26 protein-coding genes are annotated in these 21732 nt (G+C 37.1%); 8 read left to right on the plus strand and 18 right to left on the minus strand.

From position 1 onward, the window contains the following. Positions 1–9 precede the first annotated feature (9 nt). Both FJR45_RS08415 and FJR45_RS08420 read left to right on the plus strand, forming a co-directional pair. Entirely contained in the window at positions 10–348 is a 339-nt protein-coding gene (locus tag FJR45_RS08415; protein ID WP_193150141.1) for a hypothetical protein, read from the plus strand. Between the two features lie 53 nt (positions 349–401). Beyond that, complete coding sequence (locus tag FJR45_RS08420; protein ID WP_193150142.1) at positions 402–1295, plus strand: glycosyl transferase; 894 nt, start codon at positions 402–404, stop codon at positions 1293–1295. Between the two features lie 8 nt (positions 1296–1303). On the opposite strand, the gene FJR45_RS08425 is transcribed toward FJR45_RS08420, so the two are convergent. Genes FJR45_RS08425 through FJR45_RS08445 form a run of 5 tightly spaced genes read right to left on the minus strand, consistent with a single transcriptional unit; the run spans position 1304 to position 5655 of the window. Further along, complete coding sequence (locus FJR45_RS08425; protein WP_193150143.1) at positions 1304–1651, minus strand: thioredoxin family protein; 348 nt, start codon at positions 1649–1651, stop codon at positions 1304–1306. A gap of 25 nt (positions 1652–1676) precedes the next feature. Continuing rightward, positions 1677–3482 (minus strand): cytochrome b/b6 domain-containing protein, encoded by a 1806-nt coding sequence (locus FJR45_RS08430; protein WP_193150144.1) that lies wholly within the window; start codon positions 3480–3482, stop codon positions 1677–1679. Then, on the minus strand, positions 3479–4681 hold the full coding sequence (locus FJR45_RS08435) for a cytochrome-c peroxidase (protein ID WP_193150145.1): 1203 nt from the start codon (positions 4679–4681) through the stop codon (positions 3479–3481). The genes FJR45_RS08430 and FJR45_RS08435 overlap by 4 nt, the downstream gene beginning before the upstream one ends. Before the next feature lie 31 nt (positions 4682–4712). Beyond that, positions 4713–5090, minus strand: coding sequence for a hypothetical protein (locus tag FJR45_RS08440; protein WP_193150146.1), 378 nt, complete (start codon positions 5088–5090; stop codon positions 4713–4715). Next, a complete protein-coding gene (locus FJR45_RS08445; RefSeq protein ID WP_193150147.1) occupies positions 5080–5655 on the minus strand; it encodes a precorrin-2 dehydrogenase/sirohydrochlorin ferrochelatase family protein in 576 nt (191 codons plus the stop codon). The genes FJR45_RS08440 and FJR45_RS08445 overlap by 11 nt, the downstream gene beginning before the upstream one ends. A gap of 135 nt (positions 5656–5790) precedes the next feature. On the opposite strand from FJR45_RS08445, the gene ahbA reads away from it, so the two are divergent. From ahbA to FJR45_RS08465, 4 genes are read left to right on the plus strand one after another with little or no spacing between them, the layout of a single operon-like run. Then, positions 5791–6795 (plus strand): siroheme decarboxylase subunit alpha, encoded by a 1005-nt coding sequence (gene ahbA, locus FJR45_RS08450; protein WP_193150148.1) that lies wholly within the window; start codon positions 5791–5793, stop codon positions 6793–6795. Positions 6796–6807: 12 nt separating this feature from the next. Next, a complete protein-coding gene (locus FJR45_RS08455; protein ID WP_193150149.1) occupies positions 6808–7212 on the plus strand; it encodes a hypothetical protein in 405 nt (134 codons plus the stop codon). Then, the gene (locus FJR45_RS08460; RefSeq protein WP_193150150.1) at positions 7202–7363 is read left to right on the plus strand and encodes a hypothetical protein; all 162 of its coding nucleotides are present in this window, start codon (positions 7202–7204) and stop codon (positions 7361–7363) included. Before FJR45_RS08455 ends, FJR45_RS08460 begins: the two co-directional genes overlap by 11 nt. Continuing rightward, complete coding sequence (locus FJR45_RS08465; RefSeq protein ID WP_193150151.1) at positions 7360–7650, plus strand: hypothetical protein; 291 nt, start codon at positions 7360–7362, stop codon at positions 7648–7650. Before FJR45_RS08460 ends, FJR45_RS08465 begins: the two co-directional genes overlap by 4 nt. 15 nt (positions 7651–7665) lie before the next feature. On the opposite strand, the gene FJR45_RS08470 is transcribed toward FJR45_RS08465, so the two are convergent. The 5 genes from FJR45_RS08470 to FJR45_RS08490 all read right to left on the minus strand — a co-directional run bounded on the left by FJR45_RS08470 (position 7666) and on the right by FJR45_RS08490 (position 11545). After that, positions 7666–7965, minus strand: coding sequence for a metal-sulfur cluster assembly factor (locus FJR45_RS08470; protein WP_193150152.1), 300 nt, complete (start codon positions 7963–7965; stop codon positions 7666–7668). 22 nt (positions 7966–7987) lie between these two features. Next, entirely contained in the window at positions 7988–9226 is a 1239-nt protein-coding gene (locus FJR45_RS08475) for a hypothetical protein (RefSeq protein ID WP_193150153.1), read from the minus strand. 8 nt (positions 9227–9234) lie between these two features. Further along, positions 9235–9582 carry a hypothetical protein gene (locus tag FJR45_RS08480; RefSeq protein WP_151899951.1) on the minus strand — a complete coding sequence of 116 codons (348 nt, stop codon included), beginning with the start codon at positions 9580–9582 and terminating at the stop codon, positions 9235–9237. Between the two features lie 86 nt (positions 9583–9668). After that, positions 9669–10316, minus strand: coding sequence for a Crp/Fnr family transcriptional regulator (locus FJR45_RS08485; RefSeq protein WP_193150154.1), 648 nt, complete (start codon positions 10314–10316; stop codon positions 9669–9671). After that, positions 10313–11545, minus strand: a complete 1233-nt coding sequence (locus FJR45_RS08490) for a glutamate-5-semialdehyde dehydrogenase (protein ID WP_193150155.1) — start codon at positions 11543–11545, stop codon at positions 10313–10315. The genes FJR45_RS08485 and FJR45_RS08490 overlap by 4 nt, the downstream gene beginning before the upstream one ends. Positions 11546–11611: 66 nt before the next feature. On the opposite strand from FJR45_RS08490, the gene FJR45_RS08495 reads away from it, so the two are divergent. Then, positions 11612–12370: a pyrroline-5-carboxylate reductase gene (locus FJR45_RS08495; protein WP_193150156.1), complete on the plus strand. Its 759-nt coding sequence runs from the start codon at positions 11612–11614 to the stop codon at positions 12368–12370. A gap of 12 nt (positions 12371–12382) precedes the next feature. Here FJR45_RS08495 and FJR45_RS08500 read toward each other — a convergent pair whose 3' ends face one another. The 8 genes from FJR45_RS08500 to FJR45_RS08535 form a co-directional block, all read right to left on the minus strand. Next, positions 12383–12793, minus strand: coding sequence for a hypothetical protein (locus FJR45_RS08500; protein ID WP_193150157.1), 411 nt, complete (start codon positions 12791–12793; stop codon positions 12383–12385). Positions 12794–12883: 90 nt separating this feature from the next. Next, complete coding sequence (thrC, locus tag FJR45_RS08505) at positions 12884–14356, minus strand: threonine synthase (protein WP_193150158.1); 1473 nt, start codon at positions 14354–14356, stop codon at positions 12884–12886. Between the two features lie 40 nt (positions 14357–14396). Next, positions 14397–15623, minus strand: a complete 1227-nt coding sequence (locus FJR45_RS08510) for a murein hydrolase activator EnvC family protein (protein WP_193150159.1) — start codon at positions 15621–15623, stop codon at positions 14397–14399. Beyond that, positions 15623–16435 (minus strand): cell division protein FtsX, encoded by an 813-nt coding sequence (locus FJR45_RS08515; RefSeq protein WP_193150160.1) that lies wholly within the window; start codon positions 16433–16435, stop codon positions 15623–15625. The genes FJR45_RS08510 and FJR45_RS08515 overlap by 1 nt, the downstream gene beginning before the upstream one ends. Continuing rightward, on the minus strand, positions 16422–17093 hold the full coding sequence (locus FJR45_RS08520; RefSeq protein ID WP_193150161.1) for a cell division ATP-binding protein FtsE: 672 nt from the start codon (positions 17091–17093) through the stop codon (positions 16422–16424). The genes FJR45_RS08515 and FJR45_RS08520 overlap by 14 nt, the downstream gene beginning before the upstream one ends. Then, complete coding sequence (gene trmB, locus FJR45_RS08525; RefSeq protein ID WP_193150162.1) at positions 17086–18258, minus strand: tRNA (guanosine(46)-N7)-methyltransferase TrmB; 1173 nt, start codon at positions 18256–18258, stop codon at positions 17086–17088. Before trmB ends, FJR45_RS08520 begins: the two co-directional genes overlap by 8 nt. Next, the gene (locus tag FJR45_RS08530) at positions 18258–19643 is read right to left on the minus strand and encodes a fibronectin type III domain-containing protein (protein WP_193150163.1); all 1386 of its coding nucleotides are present in this window, start codon (positions 19641–19643) and stop codon (positions 18258–18260) included. Before FJR45_RS08530 ends, trmB begins: the two co-directional genes overlap by 1 nt. After that, the gene (locus tag FJR45_RS08535) at positions 19591–20565 is read right to left on the minus strand and encodes an RluA family pseudouridine synthase (RefSeq protein WP_193150164.1); all 975 of its coding nucleotides are present in this window, start codon (positions 20563–20565) and stop codon (positions 19591–19593) included. The genes FJR45_RS08530 and FJR45_RS08535 overlap by 53 nt, the downstream gene beginning before the upstream one ends. Before the next feature lie 53 nt (positions 20566–20618). Between FJR45_RS08535 and FJR45_RS08540 the strand changes: the two genes are divergently transcribed. Next, the gene (locus FJR45_RS08540) at positions 20619–21731 is read left to right on the plus strand and encodes an FtsW/RodA/SpoVE family cell cycle protein (protein ID WP_193150165.1); all 1113 of its coding nucleotides are present in this window, start codon (positions 20619–20621) and stop codon (positions 21729–21731) included. Position 21732 lies beyond the last annotated feature (1 nt).

Consider the following 21732-nt stretch of genomic DNA (forward strand, 5'->3'; position numbering starts at 1 on the left):
GGGGTTACTATGAAAAAAATCATAATTTCGACGATTTCGATACTTTTAAGCACTCTGCTTTTCAACGCCTGCTCAACAGCAAAAATATCATCCGAAGATGTAAAAACAGCTGGTTTCATATATTTCAAACATGAGATTCCACTCAAAAAAGTCCATACTCTCATTCGCGAAGCCGGTGAAAAAAACGGTTGGAGAATCACTGAGTTTAAAGAAAATATGCTTATCGGAGAAAAAGAAGAAAATGGTAAAATGAAAGCAGTTACCATTACTTTTGCAAAAAATTATTTTAATATCTCACCAAAAGATGCTGATTTGCAAGAAGCGATACAAAAGGAGCTGCAGGAGTAGTCATATTTATATATTTTTGATACACTTTATTCAAAAGAAATAAAAGGTATTGAATGGATTTTTTCAAATATATACATGCAGTTGGCACCGGTCCAAAAGGCAACAGAGATTTAAGCTTTCAAGAGAGCAAAGATATGATGCAGCAGATTTTGGACCAAAGTGTCCCGAGTGAACAGATTGCCGCATTTTTACTGGGCTGGAGACTCAAGCCTGAAACAACAGAAGAGTTTCGCGGCGCATTAAGTGCGTGTGATGCGTATACCAAAAAAGAAAATTTTCCCGATTCAATAGAATTGGGATATCCTTTTGACGGAAAAGCCAAAAATCCATATATTTTTCCACTGGTTGCAAAAGCACTTGAAAATACAGATTTGAAACTAGTGATTATGGGTGATGACAAACAACCTGCAAAAGACGGCATTACAATAAAAGATATATGCCAAAACATTGATCTTCACCAAAACATACAATACTTTGACAGAAAAAAGTATTGTAACAAACTGCATCAACTTACAGACATCAGAAATAAGCTGGGACTCAGAAGTGGGTTTAATACCATAGAAAAACTGCCAAAAGTGGCAAACAGTCAGTATGCGATTACAGGCGTTTTTCATAAACCTTATGTTAAAAAGTATGTTGAAATTTTTGCAGACAGATATGAGTCTTTTGCTTTGATTCAGGGCAATGAAGGAACACCGGAACTTTTCAGCAAAGGACGTATATGGATTATGAAGTCAAACAACATAGAAGAAATAATAGTAGCTCCTCAATATTACGGCATTCATTATAAAAAATCCTGGGAGCAGATAAGCCTTGCGGACTCTCTTGAACAGCTGAACAACCCTTCTGACGAATATTTAAAACTGGCAAAGCTCAATGCGGCAGTGTACCTTTTCATAGCACAAAAATATAAAACAATTGAAGATGCCTTTGATGCGCTTTCATAAATATTGTTTTATGGATGTAAACAATCCATTGTTTTTGTAATATTTATATTGCCACGCAATGCTTTACAGGTAAAAAGTTCCTCTCTGTCAAGAAAAAAAAGTGTCGGGTATTGTGTGGTATAAAGCATTTCTATCGGAAAGCTCTCTTCCTGGTTTCTATAAACCAAAACAAAAACTGCATTTTTCTCAATAAGTGAAGTAAGTCTTTTACTGTTTATCATTTTCATAAGAGCTTTATTGCAGGCAGAACACCCTTTTTTTGTCAAAAAAACAAGAAGTATTTTATTTGATTTGAGCGCTTTGTACTGTGCAGTGTTATAAGAATTCTCTATAGTAAATCCCTCTAACTCAAACAACAGAAGAAGCATGAACACGATACTTCTAATCAAAAGATTTTTCCAGGTGTGTCAGTGTTATGACAGGAGGGTCCGGCAGTTGCGGATAGGCTGCTTTTACAATATTTGTCACCCATTGCGGATAAATTCGAAAATTGAGTTTGATCTCTACATGTAAAGGATATCGGAGTGGTTTTTGCAGCAGGAATCTATTTACGACCCGCTTGCCTGCCGGTATTCTCGTATCTTTGAGTAATTTTTCATACCGCCAGAAAAACAGTCCCACAGGATTGCCTTCTTTGTCCCCAAATACTTTGTTAAAAATAACAGAACCTTTTTCTATCTCCCCTTCTTTGTTGAGTTTTCCGCTGCTAAAAACAGTTTTTCCCTGGCTGTCCTTCACCGTTATGTCAAGCCACAACTCACGAAAATCTGCTGCTCCTGTCGGCAGTTTATGTCCTGCACCAACATTTTTCACGCCTACAAAGAGCACATTGTTCTCAATATCCGCATCGAGTTTGGCGGATGTTTTAAGAAGCTGAAGAGACTGTGATTCATTCTCTTTGTTCTTTAATCCGCTCAGAAAATGATTGCCTCCTGCAAAATAGTGTACTTTTATATCTTTTTTAGACTGACCGCCAAGCGTTGAATGCCCCTGTAACGGAGAAAATTTTCCGTTTTTCATATAGGTCATATGACAGTCTATACAATCTTTATGCTCTTTTGGGTTTTGCGGATTGTTATATGGTGACTCTTTCCACTGTTCATAGGTAGAAACAACTTTTTTTCCGCTGTGTGGCAAAAATTCATTATGACAGGAGGCACAGTACTGACTCTTTTTATACAAAGGCTTCATATATTCCTGCTTGTGGATCTGCGGTTTTGCATTGATAAGTTTTTGGCTTATCCATACTTTCATATCTGTATGTGCGTCTTCATAGAGATACTTTTTTCTTTTTGTAAGATTCAAGCTGTAGGAACTGTTGCCCATTGATTTTGCATCAACAATTCGATGGCATGCGATACATGAAACCCCCTGCTCCAGTCTGTTCGGATGGTTTTTATACGTATTAATCAGGTTTTGCGAAGCTTTTGTAAACAATGGTTCCGGCATCATATTGTCTTGCATAAAATGTGTTGTTCTTTCCTGGTGCATACTCACGGCACTCGGATTATGACAGCCCATACACCATTGTCTGAACTCTTTGCCTCTGTCCATTTCAGCCAAATTTTCAAGCACCATATAGTATGGATTGGAATCTGCGAGATGTCTATGGTTTGAATCTGCCCATTGTTGAAAGATAGCCGGGTGGCAGGCTTTACATGTAACGGAGTTTGTCCAGTCTATACTGTGATGATGTTTTGCACCGTCTGTAAAGATGATATTTGTCAGTTTCTCTGAACTTGAATAGGCATAGTTTGGGAAGAATATCAGCAAAAGAGGAAGAACAGCTGTAATTTTTTTTACCGCAAAAAATTTTCTCAGATGCAGTGCAAAAAAGAACAGCAATACAAAAGAGCCATAAAGGTGTATGTAGTAAGAAACAATGCCATAGATATCACCGCCTCTGTTTCCTATCAAGAACAGGTACGTTCCGCTGACGAGTAAAAACACAAATACAAAAGCAAATGCCAACCCGCTTTTGCTTTTGTGTTTCATAATTATCATACTCTCATAAATATGCTTATATAAAAAAGGAAGAACAAAAAACAGTGTGAGAACTACAGAGCCAAAAATGTGAAGAAATTCTATCACTCGAAAATAGGACCATTGCAGTGAAAAATAGTTCATCAGCAAAATTCCACTGACAAACATAAAGAGAATATCAAGGTTTATATATAAAATTTTCATTGCAGTTCCTTATACTCGACAACATCACCTTCAAGTGATTTTAAAAATGCTACGATTTCATCTATCTGTATCTCTGTCAACTCCATGCTTAACTGGTATTTTCCCATAATACGGACAGCTTCGCGTAAATCAAATACGGCTCCGTTATGAAAATAGGGAGATGTTTTGGTAACATTGCGCAAAATAGGCACCCGAAAAAGCTGTTCGTTGTTTTTGCCTAAAAATCCGCCCTTGTTTTCAAAAGGATATCTGCTGTACGGCTTCACATTAAAATCAAAAGCAGCCACATCACGCCCAATGTATTGCGTGCTGAAAATACCGGTGACATCTATGATATGATTATAATTTCGTGTCGGAAATTTCTGGATGGTCTGCCCTCCGACTGTTATGCCCGTATGACACCCTTTGCATCCGAGCTGAATGAAGTTTCGAAAACCTCTTTTTGCCTCCGCACTCATTGCTGCATTGTCCCCTTCCAAAAATCTGTCATAGGCACTGCGTGTCAAAAGTGTTTTTTGGTAAACATCCAAAGCCTTACAGACATTTTCAAAGGTCACGCCGTCCGAAAAAATCTTTTCAAAAGTTTGTTTATATCTCTGGTTGTTTTTTAGCCTTGTTTCGACTGCCTGTGCCGATAGATTCATTTTGTATTTATCATGTATCATAGGAGCTACAGCTGCTTTGGAGCTTGTGAGTGAACCATCCCACATTCTGTATTTTGCCAAGGCTGAATTTAATATTGTCGGTGTGTTTAAATGGTTTGGAGCAGTTTTGGCACCTACTCCTATTGCCGTAGAGAGTCTGTCACTGCCGCTTTCATCCTTAATATGACATACCATACAGTCGGTTTTTGCCTGGGGATGTGTCAGGTCATCTAAAAACTGCTTTTTATTATGAGGATTTTTTTTCAGCATATGACAAGAAGCACAGCTGACTGTTTTATCCTGCGAAAGTATTGTGTCAAAGTACAGACTTCTGCCTAAAGCTACTTTCTCTTTTGTTATCGGATTTTCTTTTGAATCCAGCAGTTTTAAAAATCTATCATACTCTTTGGGTATCGGCTGCATTCCTCTGCTTAAGGCAATTTCACGAAGTTGATCATCACTGTAGAGCTGTTTTGGCTTGTTTGGAATTATATAAGGAAGCAGCTCTATCCATACAACAATAATAAAAATTGCCAGGAAAGTCAAGCGTAGCATAATGCACTCCCTTTATAAAACGAATATAAGATTAGATGCCAAAAAACTTTTTCAGCCAGTCTCTTTCTTCTTTTGTCTCTATATAGATTTTTCTCACTGTTTGATTTGCATCGCCAAGGACGATAACATCATTTCCTACAACTTTCAAATGTTGTTTTCCCCACTTTTGATCCAATTCATCCATGCGGTACAATGAATCTGCCGCATCCGGTTTCTCTTTGGTCCCTGTTCTTGTATCTACAATGGCAAGACCACCGATTGTTTTTTCAAACTTATACGGACTGTAGACTTTAATCTCTTTGTAAATTCTGTGCGGCTTTGTATCCGGGGTAGCTTTTTGTATCGCTATAAACCCAAGTGCAAAAAATGCAAACAATATCCCTAAAAACAATCCTTTTTTAGCGTTCATTATGACTCCAATTTTCTATATATTTTTTTGCTTTTTCATCAAGCATTTTCATTCTCTCTTTTCCTTTGGGCAAACTTTTACGCAGTTTTTTCATCTCCTGCAAAAATTCTGAAATTCCATTTGGAATCATCTTTTGCAGATATTTTCTTAAATGCTTTGCCATCGCAGGAGAAGCACCTGAAGTTGATATTGCAATAATCAGATCCTCTTTTTTTACATACGAAGGAAAAATAAAATCACAATACTCAACCGAGTCCACAGCATTACACAAACAATTATACTGCTTGGACTCCTCAAATATCTCTGCCTGCAGTGCAATACTGTCCACAGCAACCACTGCAACAGCAAACTCCCGTATATCACCTTTTTTGTACTTACGCTTTTCATACACAAGATTTTCTTCTTCTATGCGCTGCAGCATCTCCTCTGAAAATTCATTTGCAATGATATGTATATCTTTTGTAAAATCAAGAAGATGTTCCAATTTTTCATACGCAACATTTCCGCCACCTACTATAAGAATTTTTTTACCGTCTAATTTTAAAAATGCCGGAAAATAAGCCATTCCAAATACCCTTACTTAAGTTTTTGTAATCTAATCATAACATATACAGACATAAAGTTCTTGACAAATATCAATTTAAATTTAGATAAAGATAGATACAATCATTATGCTAAAAATTAATATAAAGTAATACAGATGAAACAAGAGATACTTTCAAGAATACAGAAAAAGTTTCCGTTGGTACAAAAACCTTTTGAGGTGATTGCTGATGAGTTGGGTATGCGAGAAGATGAAGTTTTAGAGATATTGCAAGCAGAAAAAAAAGCAAATATCATACGACAGACTTCCGCTATATTTGACACAAAACGCCTGGGGTACAAGTCATCTTTGGTTGCGTTTAAAATTCCCGAAGAAAAAATCAGCACTGCCGTAAAGATTATCAATGCCCATCCGGGTGTTTCGCATAACTACGAAAGAAACCATGATTTTAACATCTGGTTTACCATGGCAGTTGCACCTGATTCTGTTTTGGGTTTAGAAAAAACAATACAAACACTTGCGAGCCTTACAGAGGCAGATGATTATATTGTTCTGCCTACATTGAAGCTTTTTAAAATCAATGTCAAACTCAATACGACAGGAAAAGACGAAAAAAAAGAAGAGGTAAAAAAAGTTGTTCATAAAGATATAAAACTGACACCTTTGCACCATAAAATTATTCAAAGAGTGCAGTATGACATTGATTTTGTCAGTGAACCCTTTGCTGATATCATCAATGATCTCGATATAGACTACGAAACCTTTTTCAATACCCTGCAGGAGTTGCAAGAAGCCGGTGTCATGAGACGGTTTGCCTCCATTTTAAACCATAGAAAAGCAGGTTTCAATGCAAATGCCATGGTCGTATGGGATGTTGATGAAACGATTGGTGATGAGATAGGGGCAAAAGCAGCGGCTTTTTCTGCCGTAAGTCACTGCTACCTGCGTCCAAAATACAAAAACTGGCCCTATAATCTCTTTACAATGGTCCACGGAAAAACGACACAAGAGACAAATGCCATGATTGCGGAGATGGCACAGGAGATAGAGTCAAAAGACTACATGCCTCTGTACTCATCAAAAGAGTTTAAAAAGGTACGGATTGAGTATTTCACACCCAAATTTGCCGAATGGGAAAAAAAACATGCTACAGTTGCATAAAGGAGAAATATAATGGAAAGATTTTTTGAATTGGAAATTGCATATATTGTCATAGGAATATTTTTTTTGGCCATTACCGCCTTTGTCACAACAAGGGACTTTATGCCAAAAGGTGCCTTTAAAAAAGGAATGACTGGCATATTTGCCATATTTGCCATTATGATAGGTATTCATTATTTTGTAACAACCAAAAGAATGCAGGGTGTCAAAGAAATTTTCAATGAAGGCAAGACTGTCATCTGTGAAAACAAGATGAGAAGAACCATTTCACAGTCTGTTTTGATTTCCAAAGAACTTGGATGGAAACTTGATGGTGATTACTTCAAAAATCCTGATTTTATCAGAGATTTTCATACGGCAAGATGCGTAGACTATTCACCTATTGCCCCAAAAGATGAGAGTAAAAATGATAAGTAGACTCAAAAGATATGGTATGGCTATTATATTTTTGATTTTAGTCATTGTTTTAATGCTACTTGGAACTTTAGGTGTGAAGGATTTTGGAGATCAGATGTTTAAAGATGCAAATATTACAATTACCCCAAAAGGAGAGAGGATACAGTTATGAGTTTGACATTTTTGTTGAGTATTGGAATTGTTCTAACAATTATCTTTCATTTTTTAGGTGTTTATGCCGGAGCAAAAAGAATAGTATGGATTGCCATTATTCTTATATGGGCTGCTGTTATTTCTGTTGCAACAAGTGAGGTCAAGCCTAAAGCTTATGATGATATAAAAAGAATGCAGGGTAAATATAAAGATACAGACCAACTTATAGACGAAGCGATGCCAAAAGTTTCGGTATATGAAATGATAGTGATAAAAAACAGTTATTTAAAACATGAGCCTCAGTAGCAGGCTCATGAAATATTAAGCACCTAATGCTTTTTTGACATTTTCATCAGCCATGGAAATATTCCACTGCGGTTCCCAGACAACTTCTACATCAGCACTTTTTACATTTGGCAGTTTTTCTACTGCCTCTTTTACCCATTGTAAAATCATCTGATGCATAGGGCAGGCCTTTGTTGAAAGCGTCATGACTACTTTAACATTCCCCTCTTCATCACAACTGGCATCATAGATAAGACCCATTTCCACAAGATTAAAACCTACTTCCGGATCTATAACCGTTGAAATTGCTTGAAATAATTCATCTTTTGTATACATGTAATTCTCCTCTTATAAAATTTTATGCTTTAAAATTTATCATATAAAATACATTTCTGATAAATGCCAATGTTCCTATAAAAAGAAAAGAAGCACCGGCATGTAGGAATGCATCACCTTTTGTAAGTATTGCGATGGTAATCAAAACAACACCGACTGCACAAAACACAAACTGAGCCTGCGAACTTTTGTACGGTACCATATCTGCCAGCATTGGAACCTTTTGTTTCCCCACCAATGGTGAAAACTTTTCAAACCAGACCAAAAACGGAATTATTTTGTAAATATGCCCTGTAATCAAAAAAGCAAAAAATCCAAAAAAGAGCAGCCACATAGAGGCCAGCAAAAATTCCTCTTTTTGTGTCAGAAAATAAAAAACGACAATCACAATGGAAACCAACATGGAAATATAAGAGAACATCAAAGAGACCGCATAGATATCGTTCTCTTTTCTTGGTCTGGTGCTATAAATTATATAAATAAGATAAAAATAGACAACCATCGAAACAGCTGCCAAAGCATAGCCGATATAAGCCAGTATATCTATCTTAAAAAATGAAGATATGACAACACTCACAACAGCCGCACTCATCATGATCAAAGAAATCTTTAATGGCTTCAAAGAAAAGCTGTGAGAGAGCGTAAACATAGGCACAAGCACAATGGAGAGTCCCATAATGGTTATAGCAATGTAACCGCCTAAAACCGCATAGACATGGGCTTTGAGCAAGGATGCAATATCCAAAGAAATTGTTCCGGCATAAGAGAGTGCCATTAAAAGCCCAAAAATTATTCCGAAAAACAAAAAAGTATTTGAAATAAGCAGACTGCTCATCACCAAAGTTAATTTTTTGACTTTAAATATTGTTAAAAAAATTTCGCCTACAAATATCAGCATAGATATCAATACAGTCACGCCGCCGTAAGGCAACAGCGCGGGAAAATACAAAAATCCCAATACCATGAGCAGTGTACCCGTAAGCAGCAACGGCCAAATTGCATAAAAAAGTTCTACACCAAAGTGTCCGACTTCAAGAACAACCGGAACCAGTTGTGCCATTGCACCAAAAATCACCATCATGACAAAACCCAATAAAAACAGATGCGTAAAAGCTATCATATCCGGGTTGACAAAAGAGAGATTTGCAGCATCAAATGAAAAAAGATAGACTGATGCAAAAAAATAAAACAGGCTCCCTATCAGGAAAAAAGGAGCTATCAGTTTAAACGGCGGTGCAAAGTCCTGCGATATTTTTACCATTACTCAGCTCAACCGCCACAACTTGTCTGTGTCAAATCAGATTCACTTGCAGCATCTTTGTTATAGGAAAAAACAACTTTTACCAAACCGTCATCCAGTTCTTGTATATCATACTTCACATCATCTTCAAGTTTTGCAAAGAGTCCTCCCGGTGCTTTATGGTTGATCATAACCAGAGTATCGTTAGTGCCTTTTATAAGAGCCAAACCTGCCATTGCATTCACCATCGGGTGTGGCGGCCCCTCTTTTGATGTGTCAAAATAATAGGTACTCTCTCCATCTTTTTGCAGTTTGTAAAAATCAACGGTAGCACCGTCAACAACTATTTTTTCAGCTTCATTGGGTATATGTGACATTATCAATCCTTTTACTTATAAGATTTCATGATTGTAATCAAGAAAGCGTAATAATGGCTTGACTAATATCAATAAAAAGAAAAAAATCACTCAAAAAGGATGGTTAATGCCTCTTTATTGGTGATTTGGTATGAACTTGCCTCTTTTTTTACAAATCCTAACTTTGTGAATTTTTTAAGTATTCTCGAAAGTGTTTCAGGTGTCATGTGCAGATATTGTGCAAGCTGATTGTTTTTCATCTTCAGTGCCTCGTCATTTTCACAGATATATTTTGCAACTCTTGCCGTTGAGTCCAGAACAACATTCAAGGCTATCACATTGTCAAGATGCTTGATTTTTTGGGTCAGTGATTTAAAAAGAGCCAAAGAGATGTCTTGATTTCCAAGAAAATACTCTTTGAATTTTTCAAAATCTATCTCTAAAACGCTTCCGTCACTCTCAAAAGCAGCAGAAGCAGGATAAGGAATACCTTCAAAAACCGCCATTTCAGCCACCATACTCTTTGGTCTAAACCGATGCAGAACGATTTCATTGTTTTTTGGATCTATTTTATAAATTTTCACAACACCTTCAAGCACCATCGTAAGATGCTCTGCTTTGTCTTTTTCATAAAAAAGAATTTCACCTTGAGAAAAACTTCTCTTTCTTGTGATTGAAAGTAACAGTTTCAACTCTTTTTCATTGAGATTTTCAAAAAAAACAATACTTTTTAGTTCATCAACAGTCAACATCATCTTATCTGCCCGCTTCCATAAATTTTATATTTATACGTTGTCAATCCTTCTATGCCCATAGGACCTCTTGCATGGAGTTTGTTTGTACTGATTCCCACCTCTGCACCAAAGCCAAAAGCACCTCCGTCTGTAAAACGGGTAGAGGCATTGACATAAACTGCCGCTGCATCAATGTTGTTTAAAAATTTCTCTGCTGTAGTGATATTTTCAGTAACAATAGCTTCCGAGTGTCCTGAGCCGAAATGTATTATATGCTCAATTGCCCCGTTGACACCCTCAACAACCTTCAAATTTAAAATATTTGCCAAATACTCAGTATCATAATCGGCATCTGTCGCATCTGCAACACTGATTATCTCCTGAGTTTTCGCACAGCCCTTTAATTGTGTATTTGCATTGTCAAAAGCCTCTTTTAATAAAGGAAGTACCTCTTTTGCTATTGTTTTGTCTACCAACAGTGTCTCCATTGCATTACAGACACCCGGTCTTTGTACTTTTGCATTAATGGCAATTTTTATGGCACTCTCAATATTTGCGTCCTTGTCTATATAGGTATGACACTGCCCTTTGTCATGCTTGACAACACTTACCGTTGCATTTTCACTGACAAACTTTATAAGCCCTGCTCCTCCGCGAGGAATAATCAGATCTACATATTTGTCCATTTTGATAAGTTTGGCCACACCCTCACGGGAACTGTCCGGAATCAAAGATATAAGAGATGTCGGCAAATCATGATTTTCCAGGACCGCTTTTAAGACTTTAGCGATTGCTTTGTTTGAACGCTCTGCTTCTTTGCCGCCTTTGAGAACACAGACATTTGAACTTTTGAAACAAAGAGCAGCTGTATCGCTCGTGACATTAGGGCGTGATTCGTAAATTATACCGATTACACCAATGGGAATACTCACTTTTTCTATTTTCAGCCCATCTTCAGTCAGCCACCCGTCAAGTACGCGTCCTACCGGTTCTTTGAGTGCAGCTATCTCTTCTACAGCCTTTGCCATAGACTCTATTCTCTCTTCATCCAAAAAAAGTCTGTCCATCAATGCAGAACTTAATTTGTTCTTCTCACCTTCGAGCATGTCAATAGCATTTGCTTCTATAAGATCCATAGTATTGGCACGCAAAGCATTTGCCATTTCGTGTAGTATTTTGTTTTTATCACGTCCGCTCAAACTGTTAAATACTCTACTCGCAGTTTTTGCTTCTTTTAAAAATTGTTCCATATCCCCACCCATTTTTTAGACTTTATTTTAATAATGTTATACTACCATAAAACATTTAGGACTTGTATGAAAACAATTACATTTATCGGAAATGGCAATATGGCACTCAGCATTGCCAAAGGTTTAAAAAACAGTTACAAAATAGAAGTAGTGGGAAGAGACCGTAAAAAGTTGGAGAGTTTTGAAGAAAAACTCGGTGTACATGTAAAGAAATCTCTTCTTGATAATTTTAATATTGAAGATAAAAATATTCTCCTGTGTGTTAAGCCGGCAAATGTAGAAGAAGTGTCAAAAAAACTGCAAGGCAGAGCAGAGGTACTCTATTCGGTTTTGGCCGGAACAGGCATTCAAAAGCTCAAAGACCATTTTAACACATCTGCAGTTGTAAGAGCTATGCCAAACCTTGCGGCAAGTGTTGGAAAATCCATGACAACACTCACAGGAGACACCACCTATAAAGAAGAAGCACAAACGCTTTTTAATTCTATCGGCTCAACAAGATGGCTGGCAAATGAGAAAGAGATAGACATAGCAACAGCTCTTGCCGGCAGTGGTCCTGCCTATCTTGCACTTATTGCAGAATCTTTAAGCGACGGAGCTGTCAAACAGGGACTCAAACGCGAAGATGCCATGGCTATTATGCGCGGTTTGTTTGACGGTTTTGGAGAGCTTATCCAGGAAATACACCCTGCACTGCTTAAAGACGGTGTCATGAGTCCGGGAGGGACAACAGCAGCAGGGTATGCTGCACTCGAGAAAGGAAATGTTCGCAATGCCTGTATCGAAGCAATAGAAGAAGCCTATAAAAAAGCAGTGAAGCTGTAACGCCGGGCTGCTTTAATACCCCTCTTCTGATTCATAGGTCAAATACAAAATCATAATCCAGATTAACAGACAGACAGAGACTATTTCATACCCTATCAGCCAAACTACAGGAAATGCATTGAGATTCAGTAACTGAAAGCTTTCCCAATTTGCATTTGCTATAAATAAAAATAAAAACAAAGCTCCAACGGTATAGGGGATACCGACAAAATAGAGTATGTATGCAACAAATTCCCATTGTTGGGGAATAAACAGATAATCTTTAAAATCGACTTTTTGGGAACCAAAACTTGTACGCTTTTTAGCTGTTTTTGTTTTTCTTCCATGAAAAGACTTTGCACGTCTTTCATTCAAAATCAGTTGATTGTAATAAAGCATATTCCGCTTTTGCTTTAACTTATCCTCAGTCGTTGTTTCATTCATAATTTTTCCTATTAAAGTTATTTTACATCTTTAATAGTTAATGACAACTTAAACTGTTAATAATAATTATTTATCGCTTTTGTAAAAATGTTACAAAAATTTGAGTATCTCTTCTTCTATTTCCTCTTTTTCTATCACTGTTTTTTGCACTGTCGGTTTGGTAAACAACTCTTGTATCATCTTTGGAATTTCAAGATTTGCCACTCTCGATATTGATTCTAACGCTTCAATATCTTTCATACCAATCTCTCCTGTCAGTGCATTTGCAATTACCGGAGAAAATTTCGTCCACTCAGCCGTCGAATATGCAATCGTCTTAATTTCAGGTTTTGAACATGTTTCGTAGGATTTCATACATGTAGCCGTATGCGGATCCATCAAATAGTTATATTTTTCAAAAGTCTCTTTGATGTATTTTTTCCCCTCTTCTCCTGTACAAAAATCAGCATCAAAACACTCACGAAGCTTTGTAAGTTCATCCGCAGTCAATTCATAAAAATTATTTTCTTCAAGAGTTTGCATTAACTCTTTTGTTCTGCCTTCTCCAAACAGATCGAACAAAACTCTTTCAACATTGGATGACTTTAAAATATCCATAGCAGGTGATGTCGTACCGATAACTTCACAATTTCTCAAATCATATTTCCCGTCACGAATCAGACGCGTAAGCACATTGTTTTCATTGGATGAAATAATGATTTTTTCAACAGGCAGACCCATTTTCCAGGCATAATATCCCCCAAGAGCATTTCCGAAGTTCCCGCTTGGAACATTCAGATAGACTTTTTCACCCATTGCAACGGCATTTTGACGAACCAACTCCAGATAAGAATGAATATGATAAATAATCTGAAATATTATACGTCCGAAATTGACCGAATTTGCTGCCGAGAGTTTCATATCTTTTTTTTGCAGTGCATCCTTAAAACTTTGCGAAGCCAGCAAACGTTTTAAAGCACTCTGTGCATCATCAAAAACACCGTTTATGCCGATGACTTTTAGGTTTGGTGCATCTTCTGTCACCATCTGCAGACGCTGCACATCACTTGTTCCGCCATCCGGGTACAAACATGCAACTTTTACATTTGCTCTGTTTTTAAAAGTTTCAAGTGCCGCAGGACCGGTATCTCCGCTTGTTGCAGCCAAAATCAAATAATTTTCATTTAATCTCTGTGCGATAGAAGAGAGAACTACACCAAAGGGTTGCAGTGCCATATCTTTAAATGCGCGGGTAGGCCCGTGATACAATTCACTGATATAGAGGTTTTCTTTGACTTTTACAACAGGCACAGGATTGGATGCATCATCAAATTTGTCATACAGACCCAGTGCTTCATCAATCACTTCTTTTGCGATATCTATTTCAAAACGATCTAACATATCTGCTGCGAGTTCTTTATAAGAAGAGTTCAGATGCTTTTGTAAAAATTCTTCTCCGAGATCAGGAAGATTCTGCGGAACATATAAACCGCCAAAAGATGCTATAGGACTCAATATTGCCTCTGAAAAGGTAACCGTTTGCGGCTTGTTTTTATCTGCGCCGCGTGTTTGAATAAAGTTCATATTTTTTCTCTGTTTTTTATTTTTGCAATTATATCAAAATCTATTGAAATAAGCGTATCGGATTAATATGATTTGTTTTTTGTGTAACTTCAAAAACAAGTTCATCTTTGACCCTGCCGATTGTTGCCCCTTTGGCAATCTTTTTCCCTTTTTTGACATTTGGTGCTATCTGTGAAAGATTTGCATAAATTGTATGGAGTCCATTTTTGTGTTCGACAATAACAATATTGTCTAAAACCGCTGTCTTTGCCGCATAAATTACCTTACCGTTGAAAACAGTTTTTACTTTTGCATTAGGATATTTTGGTTTCAAAGAGATAGATTCATTAAATATCTTTATACCGTAAATAGGATCTGTATAGGTACCGTATTTTTTTGTAATGGTATAAGCATTGAGCGGAGCAATCGTTTTTCGTCCTCTGTACCTGATTGTCTTTATTGCCTGATAGCTGCTGCCGTGTTTTTTTACTTTTGGCAGGTTTTTTCCAAGTTTTTTCTGACGTTTTGCAAAAGCCAGTTTTCTCATCTTCTCTTCTTTTGCTCTTTTAATTTCATCTATTTTTATAAGATTCAGCTTAGAAAGCGTTCTTTTTAAAGCATTTTGCCTTCTGATAAGACTTTTTAACTCTTTTTTGTAGGACTCTTTTGCCAAAGTCAGTTTTTTCAATGCTTTTTTGTTCTCTTTTCTTCTTCGGATTACTTCTTTTCTTTTTTGATCTATATTGGCGATTGCCACTTCGAGTGAACTTACATGTAAACTGATTAAATCTATATTTTTTTCATTTTCAAAAAATTTTCTGCTTAAAAGTTTTGCTTTGTCTTTTGAGGCTTTGAGCATAGCTTTTAAAACTTCAAACTCCATGATAGCCTCTTCGTTTTCAGGATATTCTTTTTCCAGAACAACTGATAAAGAGACAGTTTTGGCTATAACAAAAATCAGATCCTCTTCGAGTTTTTGCCGTTTTTTTTGAAGTGCTTCCTGGGATTTTTTTAAAATTTTCAACTGTTGTGTATTTTCACTGTGACTGCTCTCTTTGAGAGAGAGTTCTTTTTCTAACTTTTTGAGATAAAGCGTTTTTTTTGCCAACTCTGTTTTTTGCTTGATGATGGCTTTTGCCGTCTGTGCCATTTTCGCATTGAGTACAGAATAGTTCTTCGTATAAGACTTCAGCGCAGAACTTGTTTTGTTTATTTTTTTATCTATTGCTGTCGCACCAAACAAAATACTGCTACATGTAAAGAGTAAAAAAAATAATACAGCTCTCATCAGACCTCTTCTTTATGCCCTAAAACTATAAAACCTGCCAGTAAAATAGAGACTGTTATAGAAACGCCAAGCATAATCAGTGAATCATACACTCTGTCAAAAATCACAACAGATATACCTATGTTTGCAAACTGCTCTTTTACCCACGGACTTGAAGCAAAATAGGAAAAAGCTACAAATGAAATACCAAAGGCTATAAATGCATCAACAATGGAAAGCCGAAACAAAACTGCTGAACGCAGCCATACAGGAGCACCGAACAATCCCATTATATTCATTCTTTCATTGTGTTTAAACTGCCATATACGAAGTTCTTTAAATATTAAAAGTATCGTAACAAGCAAAATAGATATTGCCAAAACAGATATGACATTTTTAAAAAGCAGCAACAGTTTATAGGTTGTGTCATGTGTATTTGAAAAAGTTTCCACTTTTGTAATATACGGGTACGCTAAAAGCTCTTTTTTTATTTTTTGCAACTCTACAGGTGTCGGATATCTTTTTAATTTAAATTTATAAAATTTTGGCAATGTTATTTTCAACAGTTCTATATTTTTTTTACTTATCCCTGTATTGAGTTTTTTTATGATCTCATCAGGAGAAAGCTGTTCGACAGAAGAGAGTGCTGTTATTTTATCCGTCAACTCTTTTGGCTGCAATGTTTTTTGACTGACGACCACAAGTGAATAGTTTTTAGCCAGATTCTCTTTATAGGCATTGATAGATCTGTCGACTATAGTAAAAATCTGCAATGAAAAAAGTATACTTACAAGAGCAATAACAAGAGAGATGTGATTTTTAAATGACTTCATGTACCTCTCCAAATTCTATATGATAGTGCTTGTAATCAACCTTCATTGTTTCAGGAATATGGTGTGTTACCACAATAACAGTAGTTTTAAGCTGCTCATTTGCACCTTCTAAAAGATTCCAGATCAGCTGTGAAGAGTAATCATCAAGATTGCCTGTCGGCTCATCGGCAAGTATCAAAATCGGATTATGTGCCAAGGCTCTTGCCATGGCTACACGCTGTTGCTCTCCACCACTGAGTTCCAAAGGATACTTTCCCACTTGATGCTGCAGTCTTACATGCTTAAGCAAAGAGTCAACCTGACTCTGTGTGATACTTTTTTCATAGCCGTTTATAATCAGCGGCAGCATGATGTTTTTTTCTATCGTCCACTCTTTTACAAGTTTATAGTCCTGAAAAACAATGCCAAGGTGCTTTCGCAAAAAATTCAGCTTTGCACTTGAAACACCTTTGAGCTCAACACCTCCCACAACAAGACTTCCCTCAATGGGCTTGAGCGCACCATAGAGTGACTTTAAAAGTGTTGATTTGCCACTGCCGCTTGCTCCGGTTATAAAAACAAAACTTCCCGAGTCTATAGAAAAATTTGCTTTGTTTATAATGGTTTCATCTTTGGAATAAGCAAGAGAGAGGTTCTGTGCAATAATAACTTTATCCATGTAACACCTTGTTAAGTTCTTTGTGTGCTTTGAGATTACTGCGTGATTTTAATGGGTACTCAGGATAGTAGAAAACTTCCTCATTATTGATAATAAGATACAAATGTTCCGGCCTGTCAAAACTCCCCATTGACAAACGCAGCATAACCCCTTCTTTGAGTCTGTATACCCGTTCAAAATGTATAAAACCGCCTTCAAAACGAAAAGTCTTATTATGCAGTGCAATGATTTCTTCTGCACTCAAGCCAGGTTTTGTAAAAGCAAAATCACCTTCAATAGCCAACTCCTGAGAAAACTCATCATTTATCATTGTCACATCATAAATGTTTTTTTCCATTTTTTTCCATCTGTCTTCGTATTTTGAACTGATGGCAATGTCTTTGTTTTTGTTAATTTGCAGTGTTGTTTTGTCAAAGGCTATAAAGGTCTCATAAGAGTACGCATAATAGTTTTCACTGTCTGTTCTGAGTTCCAAAGTTCCGCCAACCTTCAATACACGACGGGCCTCTTTGATAAAAGAAGTTGAAATAACTCTGCGATGCGGTTTTTTGTCCCATGGAACAGGAAAATGCACATAAACAGCCCCGACAATATTTGAAGGAACAAGCTCCATAAAAAGCCTCGCATCATAATCAAGCACAAGTAAATTATCTAGCTTTTGTATGACACTCTGTTTAAGTACCTGTTCTATGGAAGGACGATGAATCTCCAAGCCTATAAAGAGCACATCAGGATTCTTTGCTGCCTGGTGCAACAAATGCCGTCCCGAACCAAAGCCTACTTCAATGCGGACCTCTTTGTCCTGTGGAAATTCATTGGCAAAATATTCTATTTTTTTGAGTGCCGTTACTTCTTGCAGGTGTATATTCTTCGGTGCCTGGGGTACATTGGATGTGATTACATGTAAGCCTGCAGCTTTTGCATATGCCAAAAGTGCTTTATGTACATTGTGTATGGAAGCGGGACGCGTAAGCTTGTCGGTTTTAAGCAGGCTTCTGTTCTCTTCTTCCTTAACCAAAAGAAAAAAATCTTCACCTTCTACAGTCGTTGCAATGAGCTTTTCATCAGAATGCAAAACATTTGATGCAATAAAATTAAAACTTACCTCATCACAAACCTTTGGAAAATCAATTTGTTTAAATTTTTCTATATGTAAATGTGGCATTAAATCTCGTTTAAATCTAAATCTTTGACAGGAGTCACTCTCTCTTGTGTACTGTCTGTATTCTTTATATAGGTTTTGACATGAACCTCTTTCACCGGCGCACTCTTTTCTCCATCAACCACCTTGGTAAATGCACCCACTTTTATTTTGACTTCGGTACTCGGTTTTGAAACTATACCGTTTTCATCTATGCCGTAGACAGTATATGTATAGATACTGTCTGCAGTAATGTTTGTATCAAGAAATCTGTTTGTATGAATATTTTTATACTCTTTTGTTGTCTCTTTAAACCAGCCTATCTGGCGCTTTCTGACAATTTTATATGATTTGATTCTTGCGTCTGTGGCTTTCCAGGAAAGTTCTACACCTGAATCAGTAAGCTGTATTGAGGTAACAACAGGAGCATCGGGTTTTGGCAGCGTCATCCCCATAACGGTATTTTCATCATGTTCGCTTTCAAGCCCGTCTTTATCCACAACACTGACTCTGTAAAAATAAACCTGTCCGTCTTTGTTGATATGATCCGTAAAGCTGTTGTTGTACAGTTTGGCTATCAGTTCAAAAGAGCTGTCTATATCTTCGCCTCTGTATAAATAGTATTGATGAAAATCTTTTTGTTTTGAAACAGACCAGCTGATTTTTATCATTTTTGGCAAATTTTTGCTTGCACTTATATGTTCTACACTTTTTGGCAATGCCTTTGTTACAGATTTTACAATTTGTGAAGGTTGTGAAATGATTCCATCATAGGTCTTTGCCCGAATTCTGTACAGATATACGGCATTGTCTTTTAAATCTTCATCAATATACTCGGCATTTAAGCGCCCTTTTAGTGTTGCAATCTTTTTAAATGACTCATCTTCAACACTCTGGCGCTCAATTATATAGGATGCAACCCGCTGATTTTCATGCGGTCTCCATATAATTTTCGCACTTCGCGGAAGTCCGGCAATGGAGTGTATCCAGGCAACGGATTCCAAAACAGGGAGAGTGCTGACATTGTATACTTTACTGAGTTGTCCCTGGGCATCTTTGGAAACCACCCTGAAAGCATAACTGTATTTTGTTCCCGGTTTATTCTTTGCATCAAGATAATGCGTTTTAAATCTATTGTCTATACGGTCGTAATAATCCAGTTCTTTTGTAGTTTTTTTTCCTAAAATTCTTTTATAGACATAAATACCGTTTACACGCGGATCTTTTATACTTTTCCATTCAAAGGCTACGGTTTTCATATCACGCATGATTCCGTTTTTTGTAAGCGTTACAACAGGCAGTGTAGAGTCTATAGCAACTTTTTTCTTTGGCAGCGGGCTTATTCCCTGACAACCACTAAGAATCAGCAGTGAAACTGCGCATAATGTACTCAGGCTCAATAACTTCATTTAAAATCTCCGTATCAAATTTTTTATAAATTGTTTCTCGCATTATAGCATCAAACTCTGCTTGAAAAGTTAACTTTTCTTTTGTTGAGGGATGAATAAAGTAAATCATATAGGCATGCAGCAAAATACGTTCCGAGTTCTCCTGTTTTGGGCTCAGTCCATAGATATGATCTCCCAAAATATGACGGTTTATGCTCTCAAGGTGTACCCTTATCTGATGGGTTCTTCCGGTAAAAAGCTTGCAGGCTATAAGCTGAGTATGTTCGTCTTCACTCAAAGCCAGATGCTTAAACATCGTTTTTGCATACTTTGCATGTTCGAGTCCGGATGCCATTTTCAAACGGTTATGGGCACTTCTGCCTATGTTTGATTCTATTGTGGTAATTTCTTCTTTTAAAGGAGGCACAATAACAGCTATATAATAGCGTCCCATACTTTTGTCCTGCAACTGCTGTGACAAAAATTCATGGGCTGCATTGTTTTTGGCAACAACCATTGTGCCACTCGTTCCTTTGTCCAGACGGTGCACAATACCGTGACGCTCTTCCCCGCTTATGGTAGAAAGCCTGATACCTTTGTGCTTGAGCCAGTCAACCAGGGTTGCTTCTTTGACACTCGGTGCAGGATGTACTGTCACTCCGCTTGGCTTGTTTATGACCAGAACATCATCATCTTCATATAAAATTTCAACATCAAAATCTACATCAAGTGCTTTTTCCTCTTTTGCCTCCGGAAATTCTACCCTGACTCTCTGTCCTGATTTAAGTTTTACACCCGGACGGGGAACTTTTTTTCCATCTACAAAGACACATTCATGTTTGATCAGTCCTGCTATTTGCGAACGGGTCTGTCCTATCTGTGCAGTCAGAAAAGTATCCAGTCTTTCAGGATTTACGCATTTGTATTCTTGTGTGTTTATCATTCTTTACAGCCTTTATGATACAATCATAATAATTTTATTTTGGAGTTACAAATTTGTGGAGATTTGATAAGAGTATTTTATCACAATTTGACTTTTTTTCCATCATTCTTATCATTCCTTTGATAATTATGTCGCATTGGCTCATCGGTGAAGCTGTTCCTGCTCTTGCTGAAAAACAGCTTGCCTATGTCGGTGTTGCATTTTTGGCTTTTTTGGTTGTGTTTTTATTGCCTATAAGACGGATGAGTTGGCTTATCCCTTTTATATACTGGGGCAACATTGCCCTGCTTTTTGCAGTAGAACTTTTCGGACACTCACGTCTTGGAGCCCAAAGATGGATAGAAATCCCCTTCATCAATGCCACCATACAGCCCTCAGAATTTGTAAAACCTGCGCTTATTTTAATGCTTGCCTATCTTATCCATAAAAACCCTCCGCCTGCCCAAGGCTACAGACTCAAAGATTTTTTACGCATCAGCTTTTACATACTGCTCCCTTTTGTTCTTATTGCAAAAGAACCGGATTTGGGTACAGCCCTTGTATTACTGCTTATAGGCTACAGTGTTTTGTTTTATGTGGGTGTTTATTGGAAAATTATAGCCACTATTGTTGCAGGAATTTTGATTCTCTCACCACTTGCCTATAAATTTATGCTGCATGATTATCAAAAAGAGAGAATTACAGATTTTTTAAGTGAAAAACCATCGTATCACGTACAGCAGTCTATCATTGCCATAGGCTCTGGCGGATGGAGCGGAAAAGACAAAGAGAATGCGACGCAGACACAGATGAAATTTTTGCCTATCGCCACAAGTGATTTTATTTTTGCCTTTGTTGTTGAGCGAACCGGCTTTTTAGGTGCTTTGGCACTTATTTTACTCTATGCTATGCTCATATTGCATCTTTTGAGTCTGAGTATATTTAACAATGACTACTATATTAAAGTTGTCACTGTCGCTATCTCTTTTATGATTTTCATCTATATGGGTGTCAACATTGCCATGACTATAGGCTATGCCCCTGTAGTTGGCGTCCCTCTGCCTATGTTTTCCTACGGAGGCAGCAGTTTTTTAAATTTTATGATACTTTTTGCTATCATGCAAAATCTCATAACATTCCGGTACAAAGATATGTATGACAAAGGGGGAACAAAAAGCTTTGTATAGT

It is taken from the genome of Sulfurimonas sediminis (genome assembly GCF_014905115.1).
GTDB classification, from domain to species: domain Bacteria; phylum Campylobacterota; class Campylobacteria; order Campylobacterales; family Sulfurimonadaceae; genus Sulfurimonas; species Sulfurimonas sediminis.

Coding starts and splice junctions, on each gene's coding strand:
- FJR45_RS08430 (WP_193150144.1), bottom strand. CDS start 3,482: ATGAAAATTTTATATATAAACCTTGATATTCTCTTTATGTTTGTCAGT.
- FJR45_RS08460 (WP_193150150.1), top strand. CDS start 7,202: ATGATAAGTAGACTCAAAAGATATGGTATGGCTATTATATTTTTGATT.
- FJR45_RS08465 (WP_193150151.1), top strand. CDS start 7,360: ATGAGTTTGACATTTTTGTTGAGTATTGGAATTGTTCTAACAATTATC.
- FJR45_RS08470 (WP_193150152.1), bottom strand. CDS start 7,965: ATGTATACAAAAGATGAATTATTTCAAGCAATTTCAACGGTTATAGAT.
- trmB (WP_193150162.1), bottom strand. CDS start 18,258: ATGCCACATTTACATATAGAAAAATTTAAACAAATTGATTTTCCAAAG.
- FJR45_RS08520 (WP_193150161.1), bottom strand. CDS start 17,093: ATGGATAAAGTTATTATTGCACAGAACCTCTCTCTTGCTTATTCCAAA.
- FJR45_RS08490 (WP_193150155.1), bottom strand. CDS start 11,545: ATGGAACAATTTTTAAAAGAAGCAAAAACTGCGAGTAGAGTATTTAAC.
- FJR45_RS08435 (WP_193150145.1), bottom strand. CDS start 4,681: ATGCTACGCTTGACTTTCCTGGCAATTTTTATTATTGTTGTATGGATA.
- FJR45_RS08515 (WP_193150160.1), bottom strand. CDS start 16,435: ATGAAGTCATTTAAAAATCACATCTCTCTTGTTATTGCTCTTGTAAGT.
- FJR45_RS08500 (WP_193150157.1), bottom strand. CDS start 12,793: ATGAATGAAACAACGACTGAGGATAAGTTAAAGCAAAAGCGGAATATG.
- FJR45_RS08445 (WP_193150147.1), bottom strand. CDS start 5,655: ATGGCTTATTTTCCGGCATTTTTAAAATTAGACGGTAAAAAAATTCTT.
- FJR45_RS08535 (WP_193150164.1), bottom strand. CDS start 20,565: ATGATAAACACACAAGAATACAAATGCGTAAATCCTGAAAGACTGGAT.
- FJR45_RS08415 (WP_193150141.1), top strand. CDS start 10: ATGAAAAAAATCATAATTTCGACGATTTCGATACTTTTAAGCACTCTG.
- ahbA (WP_193150148.1), top strand. CDS start 5,791: ATGAAACAAGAGATACTTTCAAGAATACAGAAAAAGTTTCCGTTGGTA.
- FJR45_RS08530 (WP_193150163.1), bottom strand. CDS start 19,643: ATGAAGTTATTGAGCCTGAGTACATTATGCGCAGTTTCACTGCTGATT.
- FJR45_RS08475 (WP_193150153.1), bottom strand. CDS start 9,226: ATGGTAAAAATATCGCAGGACTTTGCACCGCCGTTTAAACTGATAGCT.
- FJR45_RS08495 (WP_193150156.1), top strand. CDS start 11,612: ATGAAAACAATTACATTTATCGGAAATGGCAATATGGCACTCAGCATT.
- FJR45_RS08480 (WP_151899951.1), bottom strand. CDS start 9,582: ATGTCACATATACCCAATGAAGCTGAAAAAATAGTTGTTGACGGTGCT.
- FJR45_RS08510 (WP_193150159.1), bottom strand. CDS start 15,623: ATGAGAGCTGTATTATTTTTTTTACTCTTTACATGTAGCAGTATTTTG.
- FJR45_RS08440 (WP_193150146.1), bottom strand. CDS start 5,090: ATGAACGCTAAAAAAGGATTGTTTTTAGGGATATTGTTTGCATTTTTT.
- FJR45_RS08420 (WP_193150142.1), top strand. CDS start 402: ATGGATTTTTTCAAATATATACATGCAGTTGGCACCGGTCCAAAAGGC.
- FJR45_RS08455 (WP_193150149.1), top strand. CDS start 6,808: ATGGAAAGATTTTTTGAATTGGAAATTGCATATATTGTCATAGGAATA.
- thrC (WP_193150158.1), bottom strand. CDS start 14,356: ATGAACTTTATTCAAACACGCGGCGCAGATAAAAACAAGCCGCAAACG.
- FJR45_RS08485 (WP_193150154.1), bottom strand. CDS start 10,316: ATGATGTTGACTGTTGATGAACTAAAAAGTATTGTTTTTTTTGAAAAT.